The sequence below is a fragment of the Natranaerovirga pectinivora genome, from assembly GCF_004342165.1.
GTDB lineage: Bacteria > Bacillota > Clostridia > Lachnospirales > DSM-24629 > Natranaerovirga > Natranaerovirga pectinivora.
Genome location: NZ_SMAL01000002.1, coordinates 255469 through 278203 on the forward strand (window position 1 = coordinate 255469; position 22735 = coordinate 278203).

The window sequence follows — 22735 nt, forward strand, 5'->3', positions numbered from 1 at the left end:
TATTGTCCTTTTTAGTATTTATTCCCTTGAAATTTGACTTATGTGTCATAATAATATTTAAAATCAAATATGTGATTTCTAATAAAATAGAGGAAAAGTCACTAAATTAATTAAAACACATATTTTTAATTAATGGAATAGTATTAATAAAAGAGGTTGATATATAATGTCAAATAATTATATTTTTTCAAATGCTGAAGAAGAATTATTATCTTTACCTAAAGAGTATACCGTAGAAATAGCTTTAGAAAATAACGATCTCCTTTATACTCCATTAGCTCAGTCATTTAATATAGATCAACTCGTAAAATTTTTATGTAATTTTAATAATGGGATTCCAGATAAAATAAGAATTACTATGTTTGGTATTGATGGACCACCTACTCTTTCTATATTGGAGTACAATGGAGAATACTTAAAATTGACTATAGATGTTTCTAGATATGATGGTGATGTTTACGATGAATTCATAATTTCTTATGGCTATGATATAATTATAGATAAAACTTATTATAATTCTTATAATGCTTATAGCTTCTTCTTGAATAAATTTGATAATGGTTTAGCACTAATCTTTACTTATACTATTTTTAATATGCAACTATAAAATCTAATGTTGAGTACTTTTTATCTGACTTACTATTTACTTTTAATTTAAATATAAAAAAGTACACATCTAAATGGTTAGTTTTTATATTATCCTATCCAACTTGGTGTGTACTTTACATGCTAAAAACCGCATAAAATCAAGGGCTTTTCAAGAATAAAACTAAACAACAATGATGGGTTTAATTCCCGTCATTTTGTGGTGTCATCAAAGTGACTTAGCACTAAAAATAGCATAAAATACAAATAAATAAAAGTAAACATAAATCAATATTAAAAGAGGGTAATTACAAATAATGTAAACATACCTAAACATAAAGAAATAGAGGTGTATTCGTTCGATTCCCCATACCTCCATAAATTATAACCCGCGAAATTCAGACAATTGGTTGGAGGTTCGCGGGTTATTTGTTTTTTAAAATAATATACTATAGATATTAATGGTAGTCTGAGAAATATATTTGTAAAAAAGTTAGAGAAGAACATTGTTTTAGTTTAATTATATGTCAAAAAAAGTTGAGTATTTGAGTGAGTTAGAAACCTTTTTAAAAGAAATAGAAGAAGAAAGTTTAGAGCTTTTAGCTTGACCAGTACTGTAATAAAAGGAACAATAGATATTAAGGAAATTATTGAAATAAAATTAAAACTCATATATACTATTAATAGAAATCATTTGAAAAACTTTATAATCAATAATTGAATAGATCTATTACAGAAGGAGGTATTGTTTGTTTAAATTAGATCATTATGCATAGCAAAGGCTATTGCATGATATGAATATCAAATAGCCTTTGCTTAATCCTAATATATAATTTACTAGGAGGAGCAAATTGAGCTATAAAAAAGCATCAGATATTTTACCAAAAGAATTAATTGATATAATTCAAAAGTATGTTGATGGTGAATATATCTACATACCAAGAAAAGAAGATAATAGAAAGTCTTGGGGAGACAAAACAAGAAGTAAGAATGAAGTTTATGAAAGAAACCTCACTATTTATAGTAAATATAAAAGCGGTATTTCAGTGAAAAAACTCGCTGAAACATACTATTTGTCACCTAACTGGATTCATAGAATTATTTCAAAATTAAATAGAGAATAGTTATTAAAAAGCATTATAAAAGAATATTTTATAGTGCTTTTTTGTTTCTGAAAAGAGGTAGAACCAATAATGTAAAGACATATTTGTTATAATGATTTATGGAATAGAATGATAAATTGATTGGAGTGGTTTGAGTGAATGATGAATTAAAAGTAAGCAATTTGACCGACTTAGATATTCTAGAGGCAGAAAAAATATGGGTGACTCAGTACGAACGCTACTGTAACCACGGTAGTTTTCCTTCGTATTGGAAAGAACAAACAGAACTGCTAGAAAAATTTCTTATGAACAAAATAAAGAAGAAAAGTGCCGTGGTTGCAAAGTTAGGGGATAAAGTCATAGGTTTTCTAGCATATGATAAATTCCCTTTTAATGGCGAGAATTCAGTATTTTGTCCGGCAATAGGACATGCGGCTACTGAAGAATATAAGGAAAAAGTATATCATGCGTTATATAAAAGCATTTCACAGGAATGGGTTAATAAAAGCATTTTTAATCATATGTGGACAATTTTTTATAATGATGATAAATTGAAAAAAATATTATTTGATTTAGGGTATGGTTCGTATTTAATAGATGCATTTAGTGACTGCAATATTTTATATAGTGAAAATGCTACATATGATATAAGAAAAGCGTCCACTAAAGATACGGATGTTTTATATGAGCTTGTGAAGGAATCAAATCACTATTATTCTGCCGCACCTTTATTTCTAAAAAGAGATGAATTGACATTAAAAGAGATTGAAGAACTGATTTTAAAGAGTAATGTGTTCATTGCATGGGATAAAGAGATACCAATTGGGTTTATGAATTTAAGTATTACTGATCATAATAATTGTATAGACTTATCAGTGAAAGATTGTGGTTTGATAAATGAAATTGGCACTTATATAAAAGTAGAATATAGAAATAAAAAGATAGGAAGTCAACTACTACAAACTGTAAATAACTACTGTAGAGAAGTTAACGCCAGGTATATTCACGTGGATTTTGAAACATCAAACTTATATGGTAATAAGTTTTGGAAAAAATACTTTAATCCCATGTTATTATCTATGAGAAGAACGATCAACAAAAATATAAATGACTAATAGAAAACTGCGCTTGACTTTCCCTGTTATGTATATGGCTGATGAAAAATCAAGGTTCACGATCATTACAGGAATAATAACGAGTGTTAAGTTGTACAAAAATTCTTACATGGAACAGTGGGGACGGTTGATTGACAAAAACGCCTCACTTTAATATGTTTTATATTGATTTATTGGCGAAAATCTGTATAGAAGAAGGAAGGAAATAGAATATGGCTACATTTGATGATTTTTTGAAGATAGATATTAGAGTAGGAGAGATTATTAAAGTAGAGAGTTTTGAAAAAGCTAAAAAACCTGCATATAAACTATGGGTTGATTTTGGTGATGAAATTGGTATAAAAAAATCAAGTGCCCAAATAACTGAATGCTATAGAAAAGAAGAGCTGATTCACAAGCAAGTTTTAGGAGTAGTAAACTTCCCCCCAAGACAAATTGGTGATTTCATGTCAGAAGTGTTAATCTTGGGGATATATGGGTCACAAGGAGTTGTGTTAATTCAACCAGAACAGCCTGTAAAAAAAGGTGATAAATTAGGTTGATTTACATGATTATATTATGAACCCAAAAAAAATAGAAATATACATAAGAAAAATTAACAGCAAACTATTAAAATCCTTATTGGGTTAGAAATATTTTTTACCCTATAACTTCAGGAAAAAAACTCAAAGTATTGACATATAAATAAAAATAGTCTAGAATTATCTTAAATTTAAAAGTGAAAGGATGGTTTTTTTGTTAATTGTATCTGGAATGGTGAGATTCAACTAAATATAGTTGTTTAAGGTGCTTTTTGGTATTTAATACCGCTTATTTTTTGTGCCTTAAAAGTTACCTTACAGATTGCTTTCATAAACCATCTTGAAATTTCATTTTTATCATGGGCGGAAATGTATAATGTAAGTGTTGCAAATAAAATTGTAACGCTTATTTTTTATATATAGAATATGTTAAAAAATGACTTTTCAGTATTTATGCCCACAGGAGCATTCTACATATTTATGTAATCTGCTTTTGCGGGCATTTTTTTGAGGAGGAATTCACAATGAAACAAGAAACTTTCGAATTACTAGAATTTAATAAAATACTTTATATGCTTTCTGAGTATGCACTGTCAGAGCGTAGTAAGATTAAGATAAAAGCCCTTAAGCCTTTTATGGATGAATCAGAAGTCATAAGAGAAATGCAGGAAACAACACAAGGAAAAAAAATCATAGAAAGTATTGGAAATCCCCATATGGGATCAACTACGCAAATCGAAAAAGTAATCGCTTTACTTGGCAAAGACATTATGCTATTGCCAGAACAGTTTAATGAGGTAAAACAATTCATAACGACCTGTAGAAGGATGAAACAGTATCTAAAAAGAGCAGAAAGTACAGCTCAAGAAATTGCGTTTTATGGAAATTCTATTCATGAGTTAGGAGTGTTAGAAGAAGAAATAGAAAATGCCATAAGGGGAGGAATTGTTCAGGATAGGGCATCTAGTGCACTGGCAAATACGCGTAAAAAAATAGACCGATTGGGAGAAGAAATAAAAAGTAAAATAGAGAGTCTACTCCGTGGCAATAGTGGTTATTTTAGTGAAAGCTTCGTTGTAACCCGCAATGGGCGTTACACTTTGCCTGTAAAAAAAGAGTATAAAGGTCAGGTGAATGGAACCGTTATAGACACTTCAAAAAGTGGGGGAACTTACTTTATTGAGCCTTCTGTAATTAGTAAGAAGCAAGAGGCATTGTCAACCTTACACATAGAAGAAGACAATGAGGTAAGAAGAATTCTTTACACATTAACAGCCCTTGTAGAAGAATATCTGCCATTAATAAAAGTTAATATAGAAGCAATGGAAACCTTGGATTTTATTTTTGCCAAAGCAAAGTTAAGTCTGTCTATGAAAGGTGTGCCACCACAAATAACTACAGATAGGGTTATTAAAATAAAAGGCGGTAAACACCCCCTTATTCCAGAGGGGGAAGCGGTCCCACTAGATTTTTATCTTGGCGATAGCATCAAAGAGAAAGGATTTGTGAGAGGGATTGTTATTACTGGTCCTAATACAGGGGGAAAAACAGTTACTTTAAAAACGGTTGGGTTATTTTCGCTTATGGCTCAAAGTGGTTTGCATATACCTGCAGAAGAAGCCAGTGTTTGTATGAATAATGATATACACTGTGATATTGGAGATGGCCAAAGTATAGCAGAAAACTTATCTACTTTTTCTTCTCATATGAAAAATATTATTCATATATTAAATACAGCAGATGACCAATCACTTGTGTTATTAGATGAATTGGGCTCAGGAACAGATCCGGCAGAAGGCATGGGGCTTGCTATTGCAATTCTAGAAGAAATTGCCAAGAAAAAATGTTTGCTCGTTGCAACAACCCATTATCCTGAGATTAAAGAATTTGCTAAGAACACACAAGGATTTATAAATGCAAGAATGGCGTTTGATCGAAAAAATCTATTGCCTTTGTACCAATTAGAGATTGGGGAAGAGGGAGAAAGTTGTGCATTGTATATTGCAAAAAGATTAGGATTAGAACAAAAGATTATAGAACGGGCATATGCAGTAGCTTATAGAAAGGAAGATGTGGTTGAGAAGAAAAGTCATTATGACTTAAATAATTTGAAAAAGAGTTCGGAGGCTCAATTAAGTAATGCTCAAAAAAGCCATTCTATAATTACACAACCCATCAAGAAACAAACTAAAACGAAAAAGCTAGATCCAACTAAGAACATACACTTTAATATTGGAGACAGTGTTACGGTGTATCCTCAAAAGGAAGTTGGAATTGTATATAAAGAAGCTAATGAAAAAGGTGAGATTGGCATACAAATTAAGAAAGAAAAAAAGCTTGTTAATCATAAGTTTGTAAAGTTACTCATTAGCGCAAGTGAACTTTATCCTCCAAATTATGATTTTTCTATTATTTTTGATTCTGCAGACAATAGAAAGGCAAGGAAAAGTATGACTAAAAAGCATGATCCAAATGTAACCATTGTGCTAGAAGAAAATAAAAAAGGGATTGAATAAGGCAAACCTGCATTGCAATACAGAATTCTTCTATCGGAAAACAACCCTGAGAATAAGTATTTAAAAATTAATTTTCTTAATAAATCAAATGAAAGCAATGTAAGTGGGCGTATAAGATTTTGTGATTCATTCTATAATGAAAATGGAGGTTTTCTTTAACCTACGAAGATAAGGAGACATTTATATTGTCTTTTAGTGGATAAGAAACCCAATGGTTCACCTCTATTAATGAACTGCCCTAGATCAAAGGGTTTAGTATGAAGAGACACCATATTTGGTGACACAAAAGTGTCATTAAAATATGGTGTCTTTTAATCAGGTCAACTCACAAATTTTTTAAATGATTTAAACATAGCATTCCACATAGAATATGGATTACTATGTTTGATTGATTTAATTACTGTTGTAGAGAATCCTTTAAAGCAACTTAATCAGCTCTTCTAACTCTTCAGATAAAGATTTTGCAAGTTTAAAGTCTTTATTTTTTAGAGCTAATTCTATTTTTGTTTCAATTGATTTTTTCTTTTGTTCAAGTTCTAAATATTCCTTACTAAAATGATTAGCATAGATTTTCCTTTTAAATTTCTTCATACTCACTTTTCTAAGGGTCTTATCATCAATAATTAGAACATAATCCATGCAATTGGATATAAAGTAGTAATCATGAGAGATCATTAGAATAGCGCCTTTATAGTTTTCTACGGCTTTTTCAAGTGCTATTTGTGAGTATGTATCTAAATGACTTGTGGGTTCATCTAGAAGCAACACATTTGCCCTCATAGCAGAAACTTTAGCTAATTGGAGTAGATTTTTTTCTCCGCCTGATAAGGACCCTATTTTTTGAACGATTATTTCTTCGTCAAAACCATAGTTTGAAAGATAGGATATAATCTCTCCATTGGTTTTAAAACCTGCATCGAAGAACTCTTCAAGTATTGTATTAGCCTCATTTAGTGTTTCCCCTTGATGCTGAGATAAATAAGCCATTTTAACATCAGGATTAATTTCAATTAGATCACTATCATTTTCAAAAATGGTTCTTAATAAAGTGGTTTTTCCAGTACCATTTGATCCTATAAGAGCCACTTTATCAGTAGACTTAATCTCGAAATTAACATTTTCTAAAAGTATCTCATCATAGGAAACACTGTAATTATTAACTTTTAAAGCAACGATTTCTTCCAACTCATTATCCATATCAAAAATGATATTCGGTTGTTTAATATCTACAAAAGGTTCTTTAATACGTCTTGCTTCTAATCTTTCTTGAATTTTGACTCTAGCATTTAGAGACTTTCCTCGAGCAGCTTCAGAATTACGAGTTGCTATATTTCTTAGGTTATTGATTAAAATAGCATTTCTCTCAATTTCTTCACTATCGGCTATAGCCAATTCTTGTAACTCGATTTTAGTTTGAAGTAATGAAAAGTTATAATCTATAAAACTTCCATCAAATTCTTGGAGGTCCATGTTTTCAAGGTGTAGAATTTTGTTAAAACAATGATTCAATAGATATCTGTTGTGGGTAATAATTAATAGTGTTCCTTTATGGAAGTTAATTAGGTTTTTAAGAGAATTAAGGTTCTCAAAGTCTAAGAATACATCTGGTTCATCCATTATGATTAAGTCAGGGTGACTGAGCATTTCCTTAATTACTTGTATGAGTTTGAATTCTCCACCACTAAGCTCAGATACCTTTAGATCTTTATGCTTCATTAGGTTTGCTAGATTCAGTTTTTTGTTTATGATGCTTTCAAAATCATCTCCACCTATTGCATTAAATGCGTCTAAAGTTTCTTGGTATTTTTCTAGTAAAATTTCAATATCCATAGATGTTTCCATTTCAGCACAAATGGATGTTATTTCATTTTGTAGTTTAATAAATTCTTGTCCTATATATTCGAAAACTGTAATATCATTTTTATTCTCTAGTTGGGAGAACTGACTTACATAACCAATTCTACAATTAGGGTCTATTTCTAACTTACCATCGAACATATATCTTTCTGGATTCATAATGATATCTATTAATGTACTTTTTCCACTTCCATTTGTCCCTATAAAAGCGCAATGTTGATCATCTTCTAATGAAAATGAAATATTATTATATAATTCTTTTTGGGGAAACGAGTAGGACAAGTTATCTGCTTTTATCATATTATTATTACCTCACTTTATCATTTGAAAGAGCCTATAAATTTAGTCTTTAGTATATAATATTGCCAGTAGAAATTTTGAAATTCAATATTATATAGTAAGGATAATATTTTTTGCTTTTCAGTGGTTAGCATAACACCTTTTTTTACTAATTTCAATCATGTAATTCTCTAAGTAAAAAAACACAAAAAGAAATAGCAGCAGATTTATTAAGAATATTGAGCAACTTCTAATGATTGTTCAAAAATTGATACCTATCAAGAAACATTTTATTCTAAAAAACATATGATGAAATAAGACAAGTTAAAAACTTAATTGATAGGGGTGAATAGATTATATGAATAATTGTAATGATGATAATAACCTTAATAGAGGGTGTTTTACAAAAAGATATTATAAGTGCTCTGACCAAGACAATAAATGGGAAAAGCAATGCCCAATTTGCCCAAGAGGTCCAAGAGGAAGGACAGGTTTAATAGGCCCAACAGGCCCAACAGGCCCAGCAGGAGGCCCAACGGGTCCAATAGGTCCAACAGGCCCAACGGGACCAGCGGGAGAAGATGGAGCAACAGGCCCAACAGGTCCAGCAGGAGGACCAACAGGACCAACCGGACCAACCGGTCCAGCAGGGGGTCCAACCGGTCCAACAGGCCCAACGGGACCAGCGGGGGAAGATGGGGCAACAGGACCGACAGGCCCAGCAGGAGGACCAACAGGTCCAACGGGTCCAACAGGTCCAACAGGCCCAGCGGGAGGCCCAACCGGTCCAACAGGCCCAACGGGACCAGCCGGAGCAGAAGGCCCAACAGGCCCAGCAGGTCCAGCAGGAGCAGAAGGCCCAACAGGCCCAGCAGGTCCAGCAGGAGCAACAGGCCCAACGGGTCCAGCCGGAGCAGAAGGCCCAACAGGCCCAACAGGTCCAGCAGGCGGTGTATTAAACTATGCAGATTTTTATGCTTTGATGCCACCTGATAATGCAGCAACAGTTGCACCTGGAACAGATGTAAGCTTCCCACAAGATGGTCCAACTAGTGGATCTGACATTGCCCGTACTGGTCCAAGTTCATTTAACTTGGCACTAATAGGCACTTATCAAGTTTTATTTCAAGTGAGTGTGACCGAAGCAGGTCAATTGATTTTGACTTTAAATGGTGCTGATTTAGTATATACAGTAGTGGGGCGAGCAACAGGGACTTCTCAGATAGTAGGAATGGCTCTTGTGACTACGACAACTATAAATTCAATACTCACTGTAAGAAATCCTGCTGGCAATGCAGCAGCACTAACCATCACACCGCTAGCAGGAGGTACAAGGCCGGTTTCAGCACACCTTGTTATCATGCAAATCGCATAGAAGAAAGTAGTATGGTACAATAAAAAAGAAAGGCACAATGTCAATATATAGAGACATTGTGCTGATTTTTTGATGATTAAAATCAATGGATACATTTGTTTTCTATAAGTTGTATATTATTCATAAGTCTTTTATCATTAGGATTTAATGAAAGTGCTGTTTTTGCATGAATAAGGGATTCTTCATGTAATCCAAGGTAATAACAACTTAGTGCAGCTAGATCATAAGGGGTATCATCCCAACAATAGCCCATATTAATATAGGTGGATGATTTTTCCTTTATTTTTAAAGCTTCTTTTGTCATATAAAAGACCATTTCCCAATTCTCTATTAAATATGCCATTTTAGCACATTCTATATAGGGTTCTCTCATAAAAGGATATTCTGCTATAGCTCTATAATACCAACAGTATGCCTGTGTAGGATTTTTTAGCTCAAAGTATGATTTTGCAATCCATCTCATTGAAGCACATCGCTCCTCTTTCCATACAGATGATTTAAGGTCTAAATACCCTTTTAATGTTTCAATACATTTCTCCCACATGTCATGATACATATACTCTCGACCTAGATAATACGTCATACGGTCATCTTCAGGTGATTCTTTTACAGCCATTTCTAACAATGGCAGATAAGTACTTCTTGATTTAGTTGTATCGGGATAATGATTTAGAACCATGCCTGTAACAAATACTTTTTTTTCAGGAGATGCGCCTACGTATTTTAGACATTCGTGTATTGGATGTTGCCATTTGTAATCATGTCTAGAATGGGCTTTAAAGTAGTTGAATTGTACGTCAGGGGTACCATCTTCTTTAAAGCTCCAATTATACAAATAATTAGCTGTTTTTGTATCTGGTGTCCAAGCTTCTTCAAGGCAGTTTCTCCATCCTTTTTCAAAAACCTCATCTAAGTCAGTGCAGACACAAATATCAATATCATTTGGAACATGCTCTAGTGAAATATTACGAGCAGTATCAAAACGCCAAGGCGTGACCAGATTTACATGTACGATAACGCCTCTCTCACGAAGTTTTTCAACGGTACCATCATCAGAACCAGTATCTGTAACAATAATAAGATCTGCTTCATTCATAGAATCAACCCATTGATCAACAAATTGTACTTCGTTTTTACAGATGGCGTAGACACATACTTTATATTTATTCAAAATATCACCTCTCATTTTCTTCCGCTTTAAAACTTATTAAAGAGAGATTATTTTTTAGTCGATCATCAGATGGAGACATTTCACAGGCTTTTTTACCATATTCATAGGATCTCTTATACAACCCAAGTCTGTAATTGCTTATTGCAGCAAGGTCATAAAGGGTATAGTCCCAAGAAGTTGGTTCGAGAAGATAACTTCCTGTTTTGTTATTTATTTTTAATGCTTCATTTGTCATAAGGTTTACTAGGGGCCAATTTTTTTCAAGATACCCTAACTGTGCCATATTGACATAAGGTTCACGTATATGTGGACACTCTGCAATGGCTTTATAAAGCCACATTTTAGATTCTTGTAAATTACCTGTTTTTTCATAGCATTTAGCTATAAATCTCATTGCAGCGCATCTTTCTTCATCCCATACTGCTGTTGGCATATCTAAGTATTTTTTTAGAGTAGAAATACTCTCATTATATTTCTCATAATACATATATTCTCTTCCTAGCCAAAAAACGCCTCTATCGTCATCAGGGTTTTCTTGTGCGGATAGTTCTAGCAAAGGGAGATATTGATGTCTTGGCTTTGATAAATCAGGATAGTGATTTAAAACCATACCTGAAACCCAAACAGAATGGTCTTTATCTGTTCCTCTATATTCAAGGACTTCATGTACGGGATGTACCCAGCGAAATCCCTTGCGTCGATGAACTTTTTCCATAGTGAATTGCTTGTTTGGTGTGCCATCCTCATGATAGTTCCAGGTGAATAGATATCTTGCTCTTGTACAATCAGGTGTCCACACTGCTTCAAGTTTTTGTCTCCAACCTGTTTCAAACACTTCATCAAGGTCGGTAGACACACAGATATCAACATCTTCTGGAATATGATTTAAGGCAATATTTCTTGCAACATCAAATCGCCAAGGCTTTATTTCTTCTATATAGACGGTAGCGCCTTTCTCACGTAGTTTGTCAACGGTGGAATCAGTAGATCCTGTGTCGGTTACAATGACAATATCGGCTTCACTAACAGAATCCATCCAACGCTCAACAAATTGCTCTTCATTTTTGCAGATTGCATAAACACATATTTTATATTTACTCAATGGAAACTCCTTTCATTAAAAACCACCCACTTAGTGGGTGGGAAAGTGTATTGATATTTACCTCTGATCACTAATGGTAGCATCACTATTATTAGCAGATAACTCGGATAATGGATCATATGGTGGTCCTGCTGGTGTCCCAACTAACAATGCAATATCAACGGCATTTTCTGGAATACCCCATGAATTGCCAGAGAAAACAAATATTGCTCCATCTACAACGAAACCACGGGTATTGTAGACGACATTGTTGACGATATGACCTGTTGAATTTGGATTCAAATAAGCAGGTTGTCTGAGTGAATAAAAAATATTATCCTGAACAATTAGATTTTCCACATTTCCTTGTGTGACAAACCCACGATTGACAACCCAATCTGTTGATGGTCCTGCTTGAGGTGGTCCATATATAACATTGTCAATAAGTTTATGATTGGTTCCAGCAAGTTGAATAAATTCAACAGCATATGGGATATCACTTGTAATCGTTAAGCCGTCTATGGTTATACCGTCTCCTGTAACAAGAAATGGAATCACAGGTGATTGGAGCTCTACCAGAGTATTTGGATATCCTTGTAATGTTACCCCAGCTTTATTAACTGTTATTTGAGAAGTTATTGGGTAAGTTCCGCCTAGGATATGAACAGTTCCTGTTGGAAGTACAGCTGTCACGCCTTCTTGTATAGTTCCAAATGGATTGGCTTGTGAACCATCACCACCAATTGCTCCTGCCTGAACATATACATCAAATGGGTTGGGTTCAATAGTTCCAGTAGGCCCAGTATCACCAATAGGTCCAGTTGGACCCGTGTCGCCTGTTGGTCCAGTAGGCCCGATTGGACCAGTAGGGCCAGTATCCCCTGTTGGACCTCCTGCTGGACCGATTGGACCAGTAGGGCCAGTATCCCCTGTCAGACCAGTTGGACCAGTAGGGCCAGTATCCCCTGTCAGACCAGTTGAACCAGTAGGGCCAGTATCTCCTGCTAGACCAGTTGGACCAGTAGGGCCAGTATCCCCTGCTAGACCCATTGGACCAGTAGGGCCAGTATCCCCAGTTGGACCAGTTGGACCAGTAGGGCCAGTATTCCCTGTCGGACCGGTTGGACCTGTAGGTCCAGTAGGACCGCCAGTAGGCCCAATAGGTTTTTCTGGACATTTGCGATTATTGTGCCAATCAGTATTACCACCCATATCCCAGCAACCCAAATTATTGCCACGTTTTAAGGAGTCTTTATTATTTTTGCGCATGTATGCACCTCCTTTTCAATTAACTTTACATTAAAGAAGTTTCTATAAATTTGTTAAAACAAGCTTAAATATAGTATATATAGGCTATATAGTTAATATATGAGGGTTAATAAAAGTAGTGATAGAAATAAAAAATATTGCTAATGCAAAAGACAAAGGAAAGACAACGGGATACTTCTGGTGTTTTCTGGTGGATTGAATACTACGATTCATGTATATTAAAAGTATAAGTAAAGAATAGTGCTAAACTATTATCAAATTTATTCAAAAAGAATCTATAACCATTATAAGTTTTATCGATAATGATATCTAACCCGAGAATTTCTAACAATTAGTTAGAAGTTCCCGGGTTTTTTAGATTAAGAGTAAATTTAGGCTTAATAAATATATATCGACAGCAAAGAATCCTTTCTTTTTAAGTCGGCATAACATGGACAATTTGTTGTATGCGAACATAGAAGGTCGTGTCACTATCATATGACCTTACAACAATATGATCAGGCATTACATCTTCTATTATACCTTGTAGGTTTCCTCTGACTGTTTCAATCACTGCTGAACGTCCTATAATCGTTTTTAATGTTTCTACAACGTAAGGATCTACCAATGTAATATATTGATAGGACTGTCTATGTTCTGTCTTTGGCATTTGATATAAGTGATAACTCATTATCTTAACCCCCAAATAAATTAATATATAGCACTATATCATATTTAACAGCTATTGAAAAAGTTACATTTAAGGTATACAAAGTTGAACACTGATCTCGAAACGCGCCATTGTTAAAATACACGTTGAAAAGAGTAGATTACTTATTAGCATGGATTTTTTAATCTTATAATGATAAAATTATAATATTGTTTGAAAATTGAGCGTAATAAGTACTTAGATAAAAATAAAATTTAGGAGACTGACTATGAATAATAAGCAAGTTCTGCCGAAAGTAATTAAGCCTAAATTCATAAAGGGTATTGAACAAACGTGTATAAAAACTATTGATGTTGAAGATGAAGCTTCTATTAAGAATATCTATATATCAGACTATACGATAGAAACACGAGAAGCTAACAAAGTAGAATTTGAAGGTGTGGTTTTTAATAAGGTTGATTTTAAAGGCATCACATTAAACGCATTAGAGCTTACGGATGTAAGATTTGAAAACTGTGATTTATCAAATGCAAATTTTCTTGGGGCAATTATACATAGAACTGAATTTATAAACTGCAAGCTAATGGGTTTAAATCTCAATGATGCAACACTTCAGAATGTTTATATGGACAACTGTAATGGTCAATTTATTCTAATGAATTATATTCAAATGAAAAATGTAATCCTATCAGAGTGTATGTTTCAAAATAGTAATATTCAAACCAGTAAATTGGATAAGGTTGAGTTTAGAGGATGCAGTTTTATACTAAGTCAAATGTCCGGAACTAGCTTGTCAGGAATAGACTTGAGTAATTCCAACTTTGAAGGAGTAGGTATACAACCTGAAGATATTAGGGGGGCAATTGTTTCTCCTATGCAAGCAGTAGACTTTTCGAAAATATTCGGACTTATTATAAAGGAGTAAATAAATAGTGGTGATTTAAACAAACATCATTCCTGTCCCTAACCAGTCAATTGAAAGCACAGAATAGCAGGAGAAATAATTAGTACATTGATATACTTAGTTTGAAAGGGGAGAATATTGTGGAGTGGATTAATAGATTGAAAGATTGTATAACAATTAAATAAGGTAGCTGGAAGTTTAGGGGTACTAGGAGTATGCATGGAATTTGATCTAGAAAATGAAGAGTTTGCGTATGTTATTGCTGTTGAAAAACCAGAGGTGGGACTGGCTGGAGACTTTGTTGAAAAAGAGGTGCCTTCAGCTACTTGGGCAGTATTTGAATCAATTGGACCACTACCTAAAGCGATGCAGGATATATGGAGACGTATTTTTTCAGAGTGGTTTCCAGCAACTGGATATGAGCATGCAGATGCACCGGAGCTAGAGGTGTATCTTCCAGGGAACATAAGTGATGAAGATTATAAATGTGAGATTTGGATACCAATAATTAAAAAATAATTTCTCTACAAATGAATAATATGTTCTGTATATTAGAGAAATCATAAAAATATTTCTGTTATGCAAAATTGTTTGACAAATATTAAAGAATTAACTATAATAAAATTCATAAGATTATGAAAGGAACACAGTCCAAGGGCTGGAGATGGTAATAAATCCTATGAGTACGACACTAAGATGGATTACATTTGAATCTTTAATGATAGCAATTTCACCTGTTTACGGGAGAGGTGCGTCCATTTTTAAGATTCAAGCTGCAAAGATCCTATTAGTGATTAGGGATATATTCCATCAGTTTCTTTAAGAAATGAGAAATCATTTATAAAACTGATTATATATGAACCCAAGGCTAATTGGCCTTGGGTTTTTTTGATTTTTTCTTAGTTAGGATCAGGGTGTGGAAGGACGCGTTGCAGCTATCATTAATAAATTTAAGAAGCTTAGTTTACCGAAGCGAGATAAAAAGTGAGGAATAAAAATGATAGAATGTAATGTAAATGAATTAAGTAAATCTTATGTACAAATAAGTACTTTATGTACAGTGGGGAACTTTAATAAGGGAGGATATGCATATGAAGGAAATTGAATCAAACAAAAAAGCTTGGAGTTTAGTATCAGAAGATCACTACAATCATTATAAAAAGAGTTTTGAAGAGAATAGTTACCTATTTAACCCTATAGTATTAAGTGAACTTGGTGATGTTTCAGGAAAGAAAATACTCCACTTGCAATGTAATACAGGAGCCGATTCAATAGTGTTAGCTAAAATGGGTGCACAAGTTACTGGTGTTGATTTAGTTCCTGAAAACATATATTTTGCAGAAAAACTTGCAAATGATTTAGGTGTTGCTAATGTAGACTTTTTTGAATGTGACATTATGGCACTTATGGATAACCATATAGGCAAATATGATATAATCTTTACCTCAGACGGGTGTATCGGTTGGTTGCCTGATTTGAAGAAGTGGGGAAAAACAATTAGGTATTTTTTAAAAGATGATGGATTTTTTTATGTGCATGATAGTCATCCTTTTTATTATACATTTGATGAAGTGAAGATTAGAGAGAATATTATAGAAATAAAATACCCTTACTTTGGAAAAGAACCAGATGTCTCTAATGAGATTGGTGGTTATGCATCTGATTATAAGGAAGCAGAAAATTACTTCTGGATGTATACAGTGAGTCAGTTGGTAAATGCAATAGCTGGAGCTGGATTATTTATTGAGTATTTTAACGAATATGATCGTTGTGCTCAGGGGATGGGCGGATCAATATTAGATAAAAAAGGTCTTTCTTACTTTCCACATTTAGAAGGAAAGCTTCCTTTGGTGTTTAGCTTAAAAGCTACTGTGAGGTAATATCATATCAAAATGATTAAAATACTCAAACAAAACCCCAACTTCTATTATAGGTGATAGAAGTTGGGGTTTTGTCCATGATTAATAGATTGACGTCGAGAAATGATTATAATCTATTTAAAAAAGCATTAATAGTATCTGTATAAAATATTCGAATTCTGCTTAATCGATAATAACCTTGATTTTTATTGGCTTTCCCATATGTTGTTTTTACGGCAGTCCTATAACCTAATTCATTTAATGTTTGCAAAGCATATTGAGTTGATGCACCATATGGGTAACAAAAATGATGGATATCTGTTCCAAGTAATGTTTCTAAGCGTTCTTTGGATTCTTTATATTCTTCAAGTAAAACAGCATTTCTGGTATTTCTAGAATCTATATGATTTAAAGTATGACTTCCAATCTCCATGCCTAATTCATACATTTCTTTTATATCTTGTTCGTTAACATACCAAGGATCATTTAAATAAAATTCACCCATTATCACATAAAAGGTACCTACCATACCTCTTTTTGATAATTCTACTGTTGCAAAATTTCGATGAGAGATATAAGCATCGTCAAAAGTCAATACCACTGGATTTTCAGGTAAAGGCACTTGATTTTTCCAATGTTGATATACTTGCTCCATGGTTACAGTATTGTATCCATTTTTTTGTAAAGCATCCAATTGCAATGAAAAATTCTCTTTACTAACATACAATCCTGTGGGGCCATTTTTAGGAAGGGTATTAATTTCGTGGTACATTAATATTGGAATATTTCTTCTTTCTACATATTGAGGCCTGGCTACAGTCAAAGGTTCTTCTAGTCGCTTAACTATCCTATATACATCATCTCTTGTTAATTCTTTATAGGGCTGAACATAACCTTGGGGGTCGATTTCTAACAATCCTTCACTAAAAGCTTTGATTAAATGGCCTTTAGAAGTGTCTTTAATCATATGGTTATAATAATCATAATTAGGATAACTTATTTTCATTCTGTCTAGTAATATTAATGCAATAGATTCATTGGTTACAGGCGTATCATCTACTAAATATTCACCTAATAAACTATACAAATAACTGGCATTTGCTTTGAATTGAAGCTTTTCATTACTTGTCTCTATAAGTGTAGGCATATCAAGTTTTTTGTTTTCTTTGTGTGTTAGTATTTGATTAACAATATAAGACATTTCACCTCTTGTTATTTCATCTGAAACATGGAGCACGAGTTCCAAACCTAAATCTGAAACGAGTTCTTCTACGTTATTCTTAGTTACAGTTTTATGTAAGGATAGGAGATTACTAAATGGAGAAATATAACCATGTTCAATAGCGGCCATTACATAGTCATATGCCCAATGGGTTGTAGGAAGGTCAGGTGTTATTTTGCTATTAGATATAAAATTACTTCTTTCTAATTCCAAAGTTCTAGTAAGAATAACAGCATATTCCAATATAGAAAGTGGTTTGTTAGGTTCAAAGAAACCATTGTTATAACCAGTGATGATACCCCTGTTTGCTATTTTATAAATACTTTCATAATGTAATACAGTTCCTTCATCCTGTACGTCTACGAATTTTTCTATACCATTAGCATGAACAAACAGGTTAGTTATTATTATCAGTAGTGTGATTAATAATATTTTTTTGTATTTCTTCATTTTTAATAGCTCCCTAATTTTATATGAGTTTTATTAATAGCTTGTTTTTTTCATATATATTAAAGAGAGTTATTAAATATGAATCTTAAAATAAAAGGCATTACCAATTTAAATTTAATCTATCAAGACCTATTGTTATTCTTTAGCTTCTCGTATAATATATATATATTACAAAATTTACTAAAGAGGAGTGGCAATAAAATGTTAAAAGATACTAACTGCGCATATTGTATGGAGGGAGAACTTCTTGATGCATTTGGCATTAAGATTTGTGAATTAGATAATTCTGTTCTTATCCTATTTAAAGAACAAAGTCATAAAGGAAGAGTTATTGTAGCTGGAAAAGATCATGTAGGGGAAATGGTTTATCTATCAGACGAAGAAAGAAATGGTTTCTTTAAAGATGTTGACCGTGTGGCAAAAGCTCTTCACGCCGCGTTTAAACCAGAGAAAGTAAATTACGGTGCTTACGGGGATACTGGAAATCATTTGCATTTTCACTTAGTTCCAAAATACAAAGATGAATTTGAATGGGGTGGTACATTTGCAATGAACCCTGCTCAAAAGTATCTTACTGACGAAGAGTATACGTCTATTATGGAACAAATTAAAGCTCATCTTTAGGAACAAGTATTATATGGTTGAGAATATAGACTGATTAGCATAAGAACCCACGAAATTTGATTTAATCGAAGTTCGTGGGTTCTTTGTATTTGAATTATTATGAATGATTATAAATTTATAATTAGAATACCATTTTTTGATACATAGGGTTCAGTACATCTACTCTGGTCAAAACAACAAGGTCTTTTTTTTCCAGAGTCAAGCATAGAACAAGCGGTTTGGATTCTTTTTTCTCTGGTTTGTGGATTATGGGTAGCGCGAATCCATCGTATCCATTCCCAACGAGCCTTTGTTGTAATAGTATTCCACTGGGATTCTAAATTAAATAAACTAAGAAATTTATTTAAATCATCAGGTACTTCTGGTTCAATTAATGTGTTAGTAGATATAATGGACAATGAAATTATGTCACCAACCTTTAAAGCTAGTTCTTCACATAAAGAATTATCAACCCTGAACCAATGGCTGCCCATACCATCTGGCTCGAGAGGAATTTTTATTTTAGTGGTGTTGATGGTTCCTTCAATCATAACCATTCCACGAGAAGGGAGTTCTTTACTAATATTTATAGGCAATCTTATGATTGTCCAGTCTTTTATTTGTAATAACTTTGTCTCAAATTCTAATAGTGTCATTTCATATACCCTCCTTTGATGTTTCCATAAAAAAGTATGACCTAGTTTTTAGTATATACTACGGCACTAATTTTGTATACTTCGACAAGATCAATAATGTCATTTAAATAGCGTATTTTTAATCTTAATTAAGTAAAAGGGAGCACCAGTTTATACTGTAATTAGTTTTTAATGAGGTGTTATTGTTGATAAAAACTATATCATCGTAATACTTTGACAAATATTTGAATATTGAATATAATACTTAATAAGATAAAAAAAGGTAGAGTTAGAAATAAATTAATTAACCGAATATACATAATCTAAGGACAATCGCCTTAGGTTTTTTAACTCATTACATTTAAAAGGATCTTGCTGAAAGTTATATCAATAGTGACTATATAAAAATATATAGTGCTAATAATGAAAGGAATTGCTTTAGGAGAAAAACTGATAGAACCCATAAGGATAACCATCGGTATGGTTTGGGAATAAACACTCGTATACATCTATTTGTTAAATAATTTGGGAGGTTCAGAATGAAACATTTTAAAATTATCGTAGTTGGTGGACTGTGTTTAAGTCTACTATTAAATTATATTTTGATAACAAGGATTAAGGACATAAATAATACACTAAACCATATTTCAAATAATAATCAGCACATTATGAATACTGTTAATTCACAAATGGGCTATGTTAGTAATGCGATTAATAGAATGCAAGAAGAACAGAGTTGGTTAAGCAGGGTTGATGTTAGAACAGAATTAAGTGATACCCATAAGAACCAAGGATCAGTAAATTTTGAGTGGCAAGTAAAAGAGTTGCAAAGTAATTCTGAGGTTCATTTAAACTACAGGATAGCAGAGGGTGAAGAGTATACATCTGTTAAGGCTGAGCCTAGTGGAAATGGGTTTTTTAGAGTTGAATTACCAATTGATATGGATGTAGAACCTATCTGGAATATTGGAATTAGTAGAAATGTTGGAGTCAGTAGAAATGGTATAAGTAATAATGTTGAAGTTGTTGTAGATGAGAAATATCCAAAACAAAATAGAATGAGTTTTAGTTATTATATATCAGTGTCTCATGATGAAACTATAAAAAATAGTGATATTAACATTTTTAATATTGAGGAGATAGGTGCTCAATATTATGGGTATTTAGATGTTTATGGATATATTAACGAAAACATTAATGATAATAATAACTACAATTTAACTGTAATGAATGGTAATATGTATAATACATCAGTTTTTTTAAAAGATGCATTTCTAAAGAAATATAATGATGGCCGGCTAATAGATGAAGAAAAATTCGTTAACCAAGAAATGAGATATTACGACGGAACACCAGCTAGAGAAGATTCGTTAACAAAAACCATATCATCAGAGGATAATGTTGACTATAATCGTCTTGTGTTAAAAGTAGTATATAGTGATGGTTCTGTATTTGAAAGAGAGATTTATAGTAAGTAGTATAGTGATGGATAAATCTATTAAAAGATAACCCACGAATATTCTGGTTCTCATCTCGTGGGTTATTCTTTTTATGACTGATAACAAAAGAATCACTTCTTAGCTTTTATTAAAAGATTAACATTAAAACCATCCTGTGGTCCTTTATAGCGAGGGAATTTCTTAATATTTGCTGATTTTTTGCCAATTAAAATAGCATATGTAGGACATTGAGAATAACAACGCAAACATAAAGCACAGTTACTATCAAAGACATAGGTGTTTTTTGATTTAATAATGTTTTTCGTTGGACAAATATTTACACATTTATCGCAGTTTACACAACGAGAAGAATCAACACTAAATCCTTTGCTTGCAGTAGTAATAAGTTTATTAATATGACTTCTTTGAAAAATGCCTATGAGAATACCCAAAGAGTATTTACCTCGAATATTCTTTTTGTTATGAGTAATATTTAATGCGAGCTGTTTTATAATGGGTAAGTTTTTACGGTGGAGGGATATAACACGATCATCATTTTTAGGCGCATAAAATCTAAATCTAGGTAAATGGAGATTATTCATCATTTTAAAATGAATGGTTTGCTTAAGTTTATAGCCTTTTTTTATAAGGTGTTTTCCAATAAAGTAGGCTGTATCACCAGATGCTAGGGCCTGAGTGCCAAAGATACTAATAGTTTGATTGTTATTTGCCTTTGGAAAACTGTGAATAAAATTAAGCATTGGAATGGGGGCTGTTGAACCATAAACAGGAAATCCAAATACGATATGATTAACATCGGTAATTTGATTTAATATATCTTCATCTTGAATACATTCTATGGAGAAACAATTGACTTCCCAATCATTAAGAACCAGTTGTTTTTTTAGTTCCTTGGACACCCACCAGGTATTACCTGTTCCGCTAAAGTAATAAATAATTGCTTTTTTCAAAACAAATCCCTCCTAATATTAACACCTCTAATTAACGATAGCATAGACGGATGATTGGGTCAATTATCTTAAATGAGTAAGTGGGTTATGAAGGACTTTTTTTGTGTAGATGTTTATATTTTTTAATGATAAAATAGTAACAACGTCACCTTATGCCTATGGCTTAGGAACAGACATAAGCTTTATTGAAAATATAATGTAAGGAGAATTCCATGAAAAAAAATACATATTTTTATATATTAATGATTGTTTCTATGACCTTTTGGGGAGGCAGTTGGACTTCAGGTAAAATAATTTCACAGTCTGCGTCACCTGAAATTTTAATTTTTTGGCGCTTTTTTATTACATTTATATCATTTGTACCTGTCGTACTGTATTTAAAAGTACCATTAAAGTTAAATAAAAAAGGCTTTATTCAAGTACTAATAGGAGCAGTCTGTTTAGCAGTTTATAATTTTCTTTTTTTTATTGGGCTCACTGTTGGATTGGCTGGAGCAGGGGGCGTGTTGGTTACAACATTAAATCCCTTATTTACGTTTTTAATTACGGCCATATTATTCAAACAAAAGTTTGAATGGAAACATATGATTGGGCTTTTTGTAGGGTGTATCGGAGGGTTTGTTTTACTTGAAGGATGGAAGTTTAATAGTGGGCAAATATTAATGGGTGGGAATTTACTTTTCTTTTTTGCAGCGATTACATGGGGATTTCTTTCTATAACTAGCCAAACTTCAAAAAAAAATATTCATGCCTTTACTTTTAGTTTTTATACATATGGTATAACTGCTCTGATTACTTTGTTTTTATCTATTCCTAAAGGCTTATTTTCTACCCACTATATGACAACTGGGTTTTGGATCAATGTCATTTATATATCTATAGGTGTAACAACATTTGCAACGACTGCGTACTTTTTTGCAGTAAGTAATTTGGGTGCAAGGAGAGCAAGTTCTTTTATCTTTCTTGTGCCAACAAGTGCAATGATTACAAGTTGGTTATTATTAGGAGAAGTCCCTAGGTTAGTTACTATCATTGGGGGAAGTTTATCTTTAATGGCTGTTTATATTATGAATACTTCATATAAAATAAAATTTTTAAAACAAAAGCTTGTTTAACTATAATACTATCTTA

19 protein-coding genes and 1 pseudogene are annotated in these 22735 nt (G+C 32.7%); 12 read left to right on the forward strand and 8 right to left on the reverse strand.

Annotation, left to right across the window (positions count from 1 at the left end):
- Positions 1–166: 166 nt before the first annotated feature.
- The 5 genes from EDC18_RS03695 (at position 167) to EDC18_RS03715 (ending at position 5840) form a co-directional block, all read left to right on the forward strand.
- Positions 167–607, forward strand: coding sequence for a DUF4362 domain-containing protein (locus EDC18_RS03695; protein ID WP_132250422.1), 441 nt, complete (start codon positions 167–169; stop codon positions 605–607).
- Between the two features lie 829 nt (positions 608–1436).
- Complete coding sequence (locus tag EDC18_RS03700) at positions 1437–1709, forward strand: CD3324 family protein (protein WP_132250424.1); 273 nt, start codon at positions 1437–1439, stop codon at positions 1707–1709.
- Positions 1710–1843: 134 nt separating this feature from the next.
- Complete coding sequence (locus tag EDC18_RS03705) at positions 1844–2803, forward strand: GNAT family N-acetyltransferase (protein WP_132250426.1); 960 nt, start codon at positions 1844–1846, stop codon at positions 2801–2803.
- Between the two features lie 212 nt (positions 2804–3015).
- Positions 3016–3345 (forward strand): tRNA-binding protein, encoded by a 330-nt coding sequence (locus EDC18_RS03710; RefSeq protein WP_132250427.1) that lies wholly within the window; start codon positions 3016–3018, stop codon positions 3343–3345.
- Positions 3346–3848: 503 nt separating this feature from the next.
- Positions 3849–5840 (forward strand): endonuclease MutS2, encoded by a 1992-nt coding sequence (locus EDC18_RS03715; protein WP_132250429.1) that lies wholly within the window; start codon positions 3849–3851, stop codon positions 5838–5840.
- A 417-nt stretch (positions 5841–6257) separates the two neighbouring features.
- On the opposite strand, the gene EDC18_RS03720 is transcribed toward EDC18_RS03715, so the two are convergent.
- Positions 6258–7997, reverse strand: coding sequence for an ABC-F family ATP-binding cassette domain-containing protein (locus EDC18_RS03720; RefSeq protein WP_132250431.1), 1740 nt, complete (start codon positions 7995–7997; stop codon positions 6258–6260).
- A 337-nt stretch (positions 7998–8334) separates the two neighbouring features.
- On the opposite strand from EDC18_RS03720, the gene EDC18_RS03725 reads away from it, so the two are divergent.
- Entirely contained in the window at positions 8335–9351 is a 1017-nt protein-coding gene (locus tag EDC18_RS03725; RefSeq protein ID WP_132250433.1) for a collagen-like domain-containing protein, read from the forward strand.
- Between the two features lie 82 nt (positions 9352–9433).
- Here the strand turns inward: EDC18_RS03725 and EDC18_RS03730 are convergent, their stop codons facing one another.
- From EDC18_RS03730 to EDC18_RS03745, 4 genes are all read right to left on the reverse strand, one after another.
- Complete coding sequence (locus tag EDC18_RS03730; protein WP_132250435.1) at positions 9434–10522, reverse strand: tetratricopeptide repeat-containing glycosyltransferase; 1089 nt, start codon at positions 10520–10522, stop codon at positions 9434–9436.
- Positions 10523–10526: 4 nt separating this feature from the next.
- Positions 10527–11624, reverse strand: a complete 1098-nt coding sequence (locus EDC18_RS03735) for a tetratricopeptide repeat-containing glycosyltransferase (RefSeq protein WP_132250437.1) — start codon at positions 11622–11624, stop codon at positions 10527–10529.
- 57 nt (positions 11625–11681) lie between these two features.
- On the reverse strand, positions 11682–12872 hold the full coding sequence (locus EDC18_RS03740) for a collagen-like domain-containing protein (protein WP_207669157.1): 1191 nt from the start codon (positions 12870–12872) through the stop codon (positions 11682–11684).
- 415 nt (positions 12873–13287) lie between these two features.
- Positions 13288–13542, reverse strand: coding sequence for a YuzF family protein (locus tag EDC18_RS03745; protein WP_207669158.1), 255 nt, complete (start codon positions 13540–13542; stop codon positions 13288–13290).
- 247 nt (positions 13543–13789) lie between these two features.
- Here EDC18_RS03745 and EDC18_RS03750 point away from each other — a divergent pair, with 247 nt between their 5' ends.
- The 3 genes and pseudogenes from EDC18_RS03750 to EDC18_RS03760 all read left to right on the forward strand — a co-directional run bounded on the left by EDC18_RS03750 (position 13790) and on the right by EDC18_RS03760 (position 16305).
- On the forward strand, positions 13790–14446 hold the full coding sequence (locus tag EDC18_RS03750; RefSeq protein ID WP_132250439.1) for a pentapeptide repeat-containing protein: 657 nt from the start codon (positions 13790–13792) through the stop codon (positions 14444–14446).
- A gap of 174 nt (positions 14447–14620) precedes the next feature.
- Positions 14621–14944: pseudogene (locus tag EDC18_RS03755) on the forward strand (GyrI-like domain-containing protein); the annotation flags it as partial.
- Between the two features lie 572 nt (positions 14945–15516).
- Positions 15517–16305 carry a class I SAM-dependent methyltransferase gene (locus tag EDC18_RS03760; RefSeq protein WP_132250442.1) on the forward strand — a complete coding sequence of 263 codons (789 nt, stop codon included), beginning with the start codon at positions 15517–15519 and terminating at the stop codon, positions 16303–16305.
- 106 nt (positions 16306–16411) lie between these two features.
- Here the strand turns inward: EDC18_RS03760 and EDC18_RS03765 are convergent, their stop codons facing one another.
- Complete coding sequence (locus EDC18_RS03765) at positions 16412–17956, reverse strand: polysaccharide deacetylase family protein (RefSeq protein WP_132250444.1); 1545 nt, start codon at positions 17954–17956, stop codon at positions 16412–16414.
- A gap of 201 nt (positions 17957–18157) precedes the next feature.
- Between EDC18_RS03765 and EDC18_RS03770 the strand changes: the two genes are divergently transcribed.
- Complete coding sequence (locus tag EDC18_RS03770) at positions 18158–18580, forward strand: HIT family protein (RefSeq protein WP_132250446.1); 423 nt, start codon at positions 18158–18160, stop codon at positions 18578–18580.
- 107 nt (positions 18581–18687) lie between these two features.
- On the opposite strand, the gene EDC18_RS03775 is transcribed toward EDC18_RS03770, so the two are convergent.
- Positions 18688–19215 carry a YdeI/OmpD-associated family protein gene (locus tag EDC18_RS03775; RefSeq protein ID WP_132250448.1) on the reverse strand — a complete coding sequence of 176 codons (528 nt, stop codon included), beginning with the start codon at positions 19213–19215 and terminating at the stop codon, positions 18688–18690.
- Between the two features lie 518 nt (positions 19216–19733).
- Between EDC18_RS03775 and EDC18_RS03780 the strand changes: the two genes are divergently transcribed.
- Complete coding sequence (locus tag EDC18_RS03780; protein WP_132250450.1) at positions 19734–20672, forward strand: hypothetical protein; 939 nt, start codon at positions 19734–19736, stop codon at positions 20670–20672.
- Positions 20673–20764: 92 nt separating this feature from the next.
- On the opposite strand, the gene EDC18_RS03785 is transcribed toward EDC18_RS03780, so the two are convergent.
- Positions 20765–21604, reverse strand: a complete 840-nt coding sequence (locus tag EDC18_RS03785; RefSeq protein WP_132250452.1) for an EFR1 family ferrodoxin — start codon at positions 21602–21604, stop codon at positions 20765–20767.
- Positions 21605–21816: 212 nt separating this feature from the next.
- On the opposite strand from EDC18_RS03785, the gene EDC18_RS03790 reads away from it, so the two are divergent.
- Positions 21817–22719 carry a DMT family transporter gene (locus tag EDC18_RS03790; protein ID WP_132250454.1) on the forward strand — a complete coding sequence of 301 codons (903 nt, stop codon included), beginning with the start codon at positions 21817–21819 and terminating at the stop codon, positions 22717–22719.
- Positions 22720–22735 lie beyond the last annotated feature (16 nt).

What these genes read in the sequence shown, in the direction of transcription:
- EDC18_RS03695 (WP_132250422.1), top strand. Translation starts at nt 167, where the DNA reads ATGTCAAATAATTATATTTTTTCAAATGCTGAAGAAGAATTATTATCT.
- EDC18_RS03710 (WP_132250427.1), top strand. Translation starts at nt 3,016, where the DNA reads ATGGCTACATTTGATGATTTTTTGAAGATAGATATTAGAGTAGGAGAG.
- EDC18_RS03715 (WP_132250429.1), top strand. Translation starts at nt 3,849, where the DNA reads ATGAAACAAGAAACTTTCGAATTACTAGAATTTAATAAAATACTTTAT.
- EDC18_RS03720 (WP_132250431.1), bottom strand. Translation starts at nt 7,997, where the DNA reads ATGATAAAAGCAGATAACTTGTCCTACTCGTTTCCCCAAAAAGAATTA.
- EDC18_RS03725 (WP_132250433.1), top strand. Translation starts at nt 8,335, where the DNA reads ATGAATAATTGTAATGATGATAATAACCTTAATAGAGGGTGTTTTACA.
- EDC18_RS03740 (WP_207669157.1), bottom strand. Translation starts at nt 12,872, where the DNA reads ATGCGCAAAAATAATAAAGACTCCTTAAAACGTGGCAATAATTTGGGT.
- EDC18_RS03745 (WP_207669158.1), bottom strand. Translation starts at nt 13,542, where the DNA reads ATGAGTTATCACTTATATCAAATGCCAAAGACAGAACATAGACAGTCC.
- EDC18_RS03750 (WP_132250439.1), top strand. Translation starts at nt 13,790, where the DNA reads ATGAATAATAAGCAAGTTCTGCCGAAAGTAATTAAGCCTAAATTCATA.
- EDC18_RS03760 (WP_132250442.1), top strand. Translation starts at nt 15,517, where the DNA reads ATGAAGGAAATTGAATCAAACAAAAAAGCTTGGAGTTTAGTATCAGAA.
- EDC18_RS03765 (WP_132250444.1), bottom strand. Translation starts at nt 17,956, where the DNA reads ATGAAGAAATACAAAAAAATATTATTAATCACACTACTGATAATAATA.
- EDC18_RS03770 (WP_132250446.1), top strand. Translation starts at nt 18,158, where the DNA reads ATGTTAAAAGATACTAACTGCGCATATTGTATGGAGGGAGAACTTCTT.
- EDC18_RS03775 (WP_132250448.1), bottom strand. Translation starts at nt 19,215, where the DNA reads ATGACACTATTAGAATTTGAGACAAAGTTATTACAAATAAAAGACTGG.
- EDC18_RS03780 (WP_132250450.1), top strand. Translation starts at nt 19,734, where the DNA reads ATGAAACATTTTAAAATTATCGTAGTTGGTGGACTGTGTTTAAGTCTA.
- EDC18_RS03790 (WP_132250454.1), top strand. Translation starts at nt 21,817, where the DNA reads ATGAAAAAAAATACATATTTTTATATATTAATGATTGTTTCTATGACC.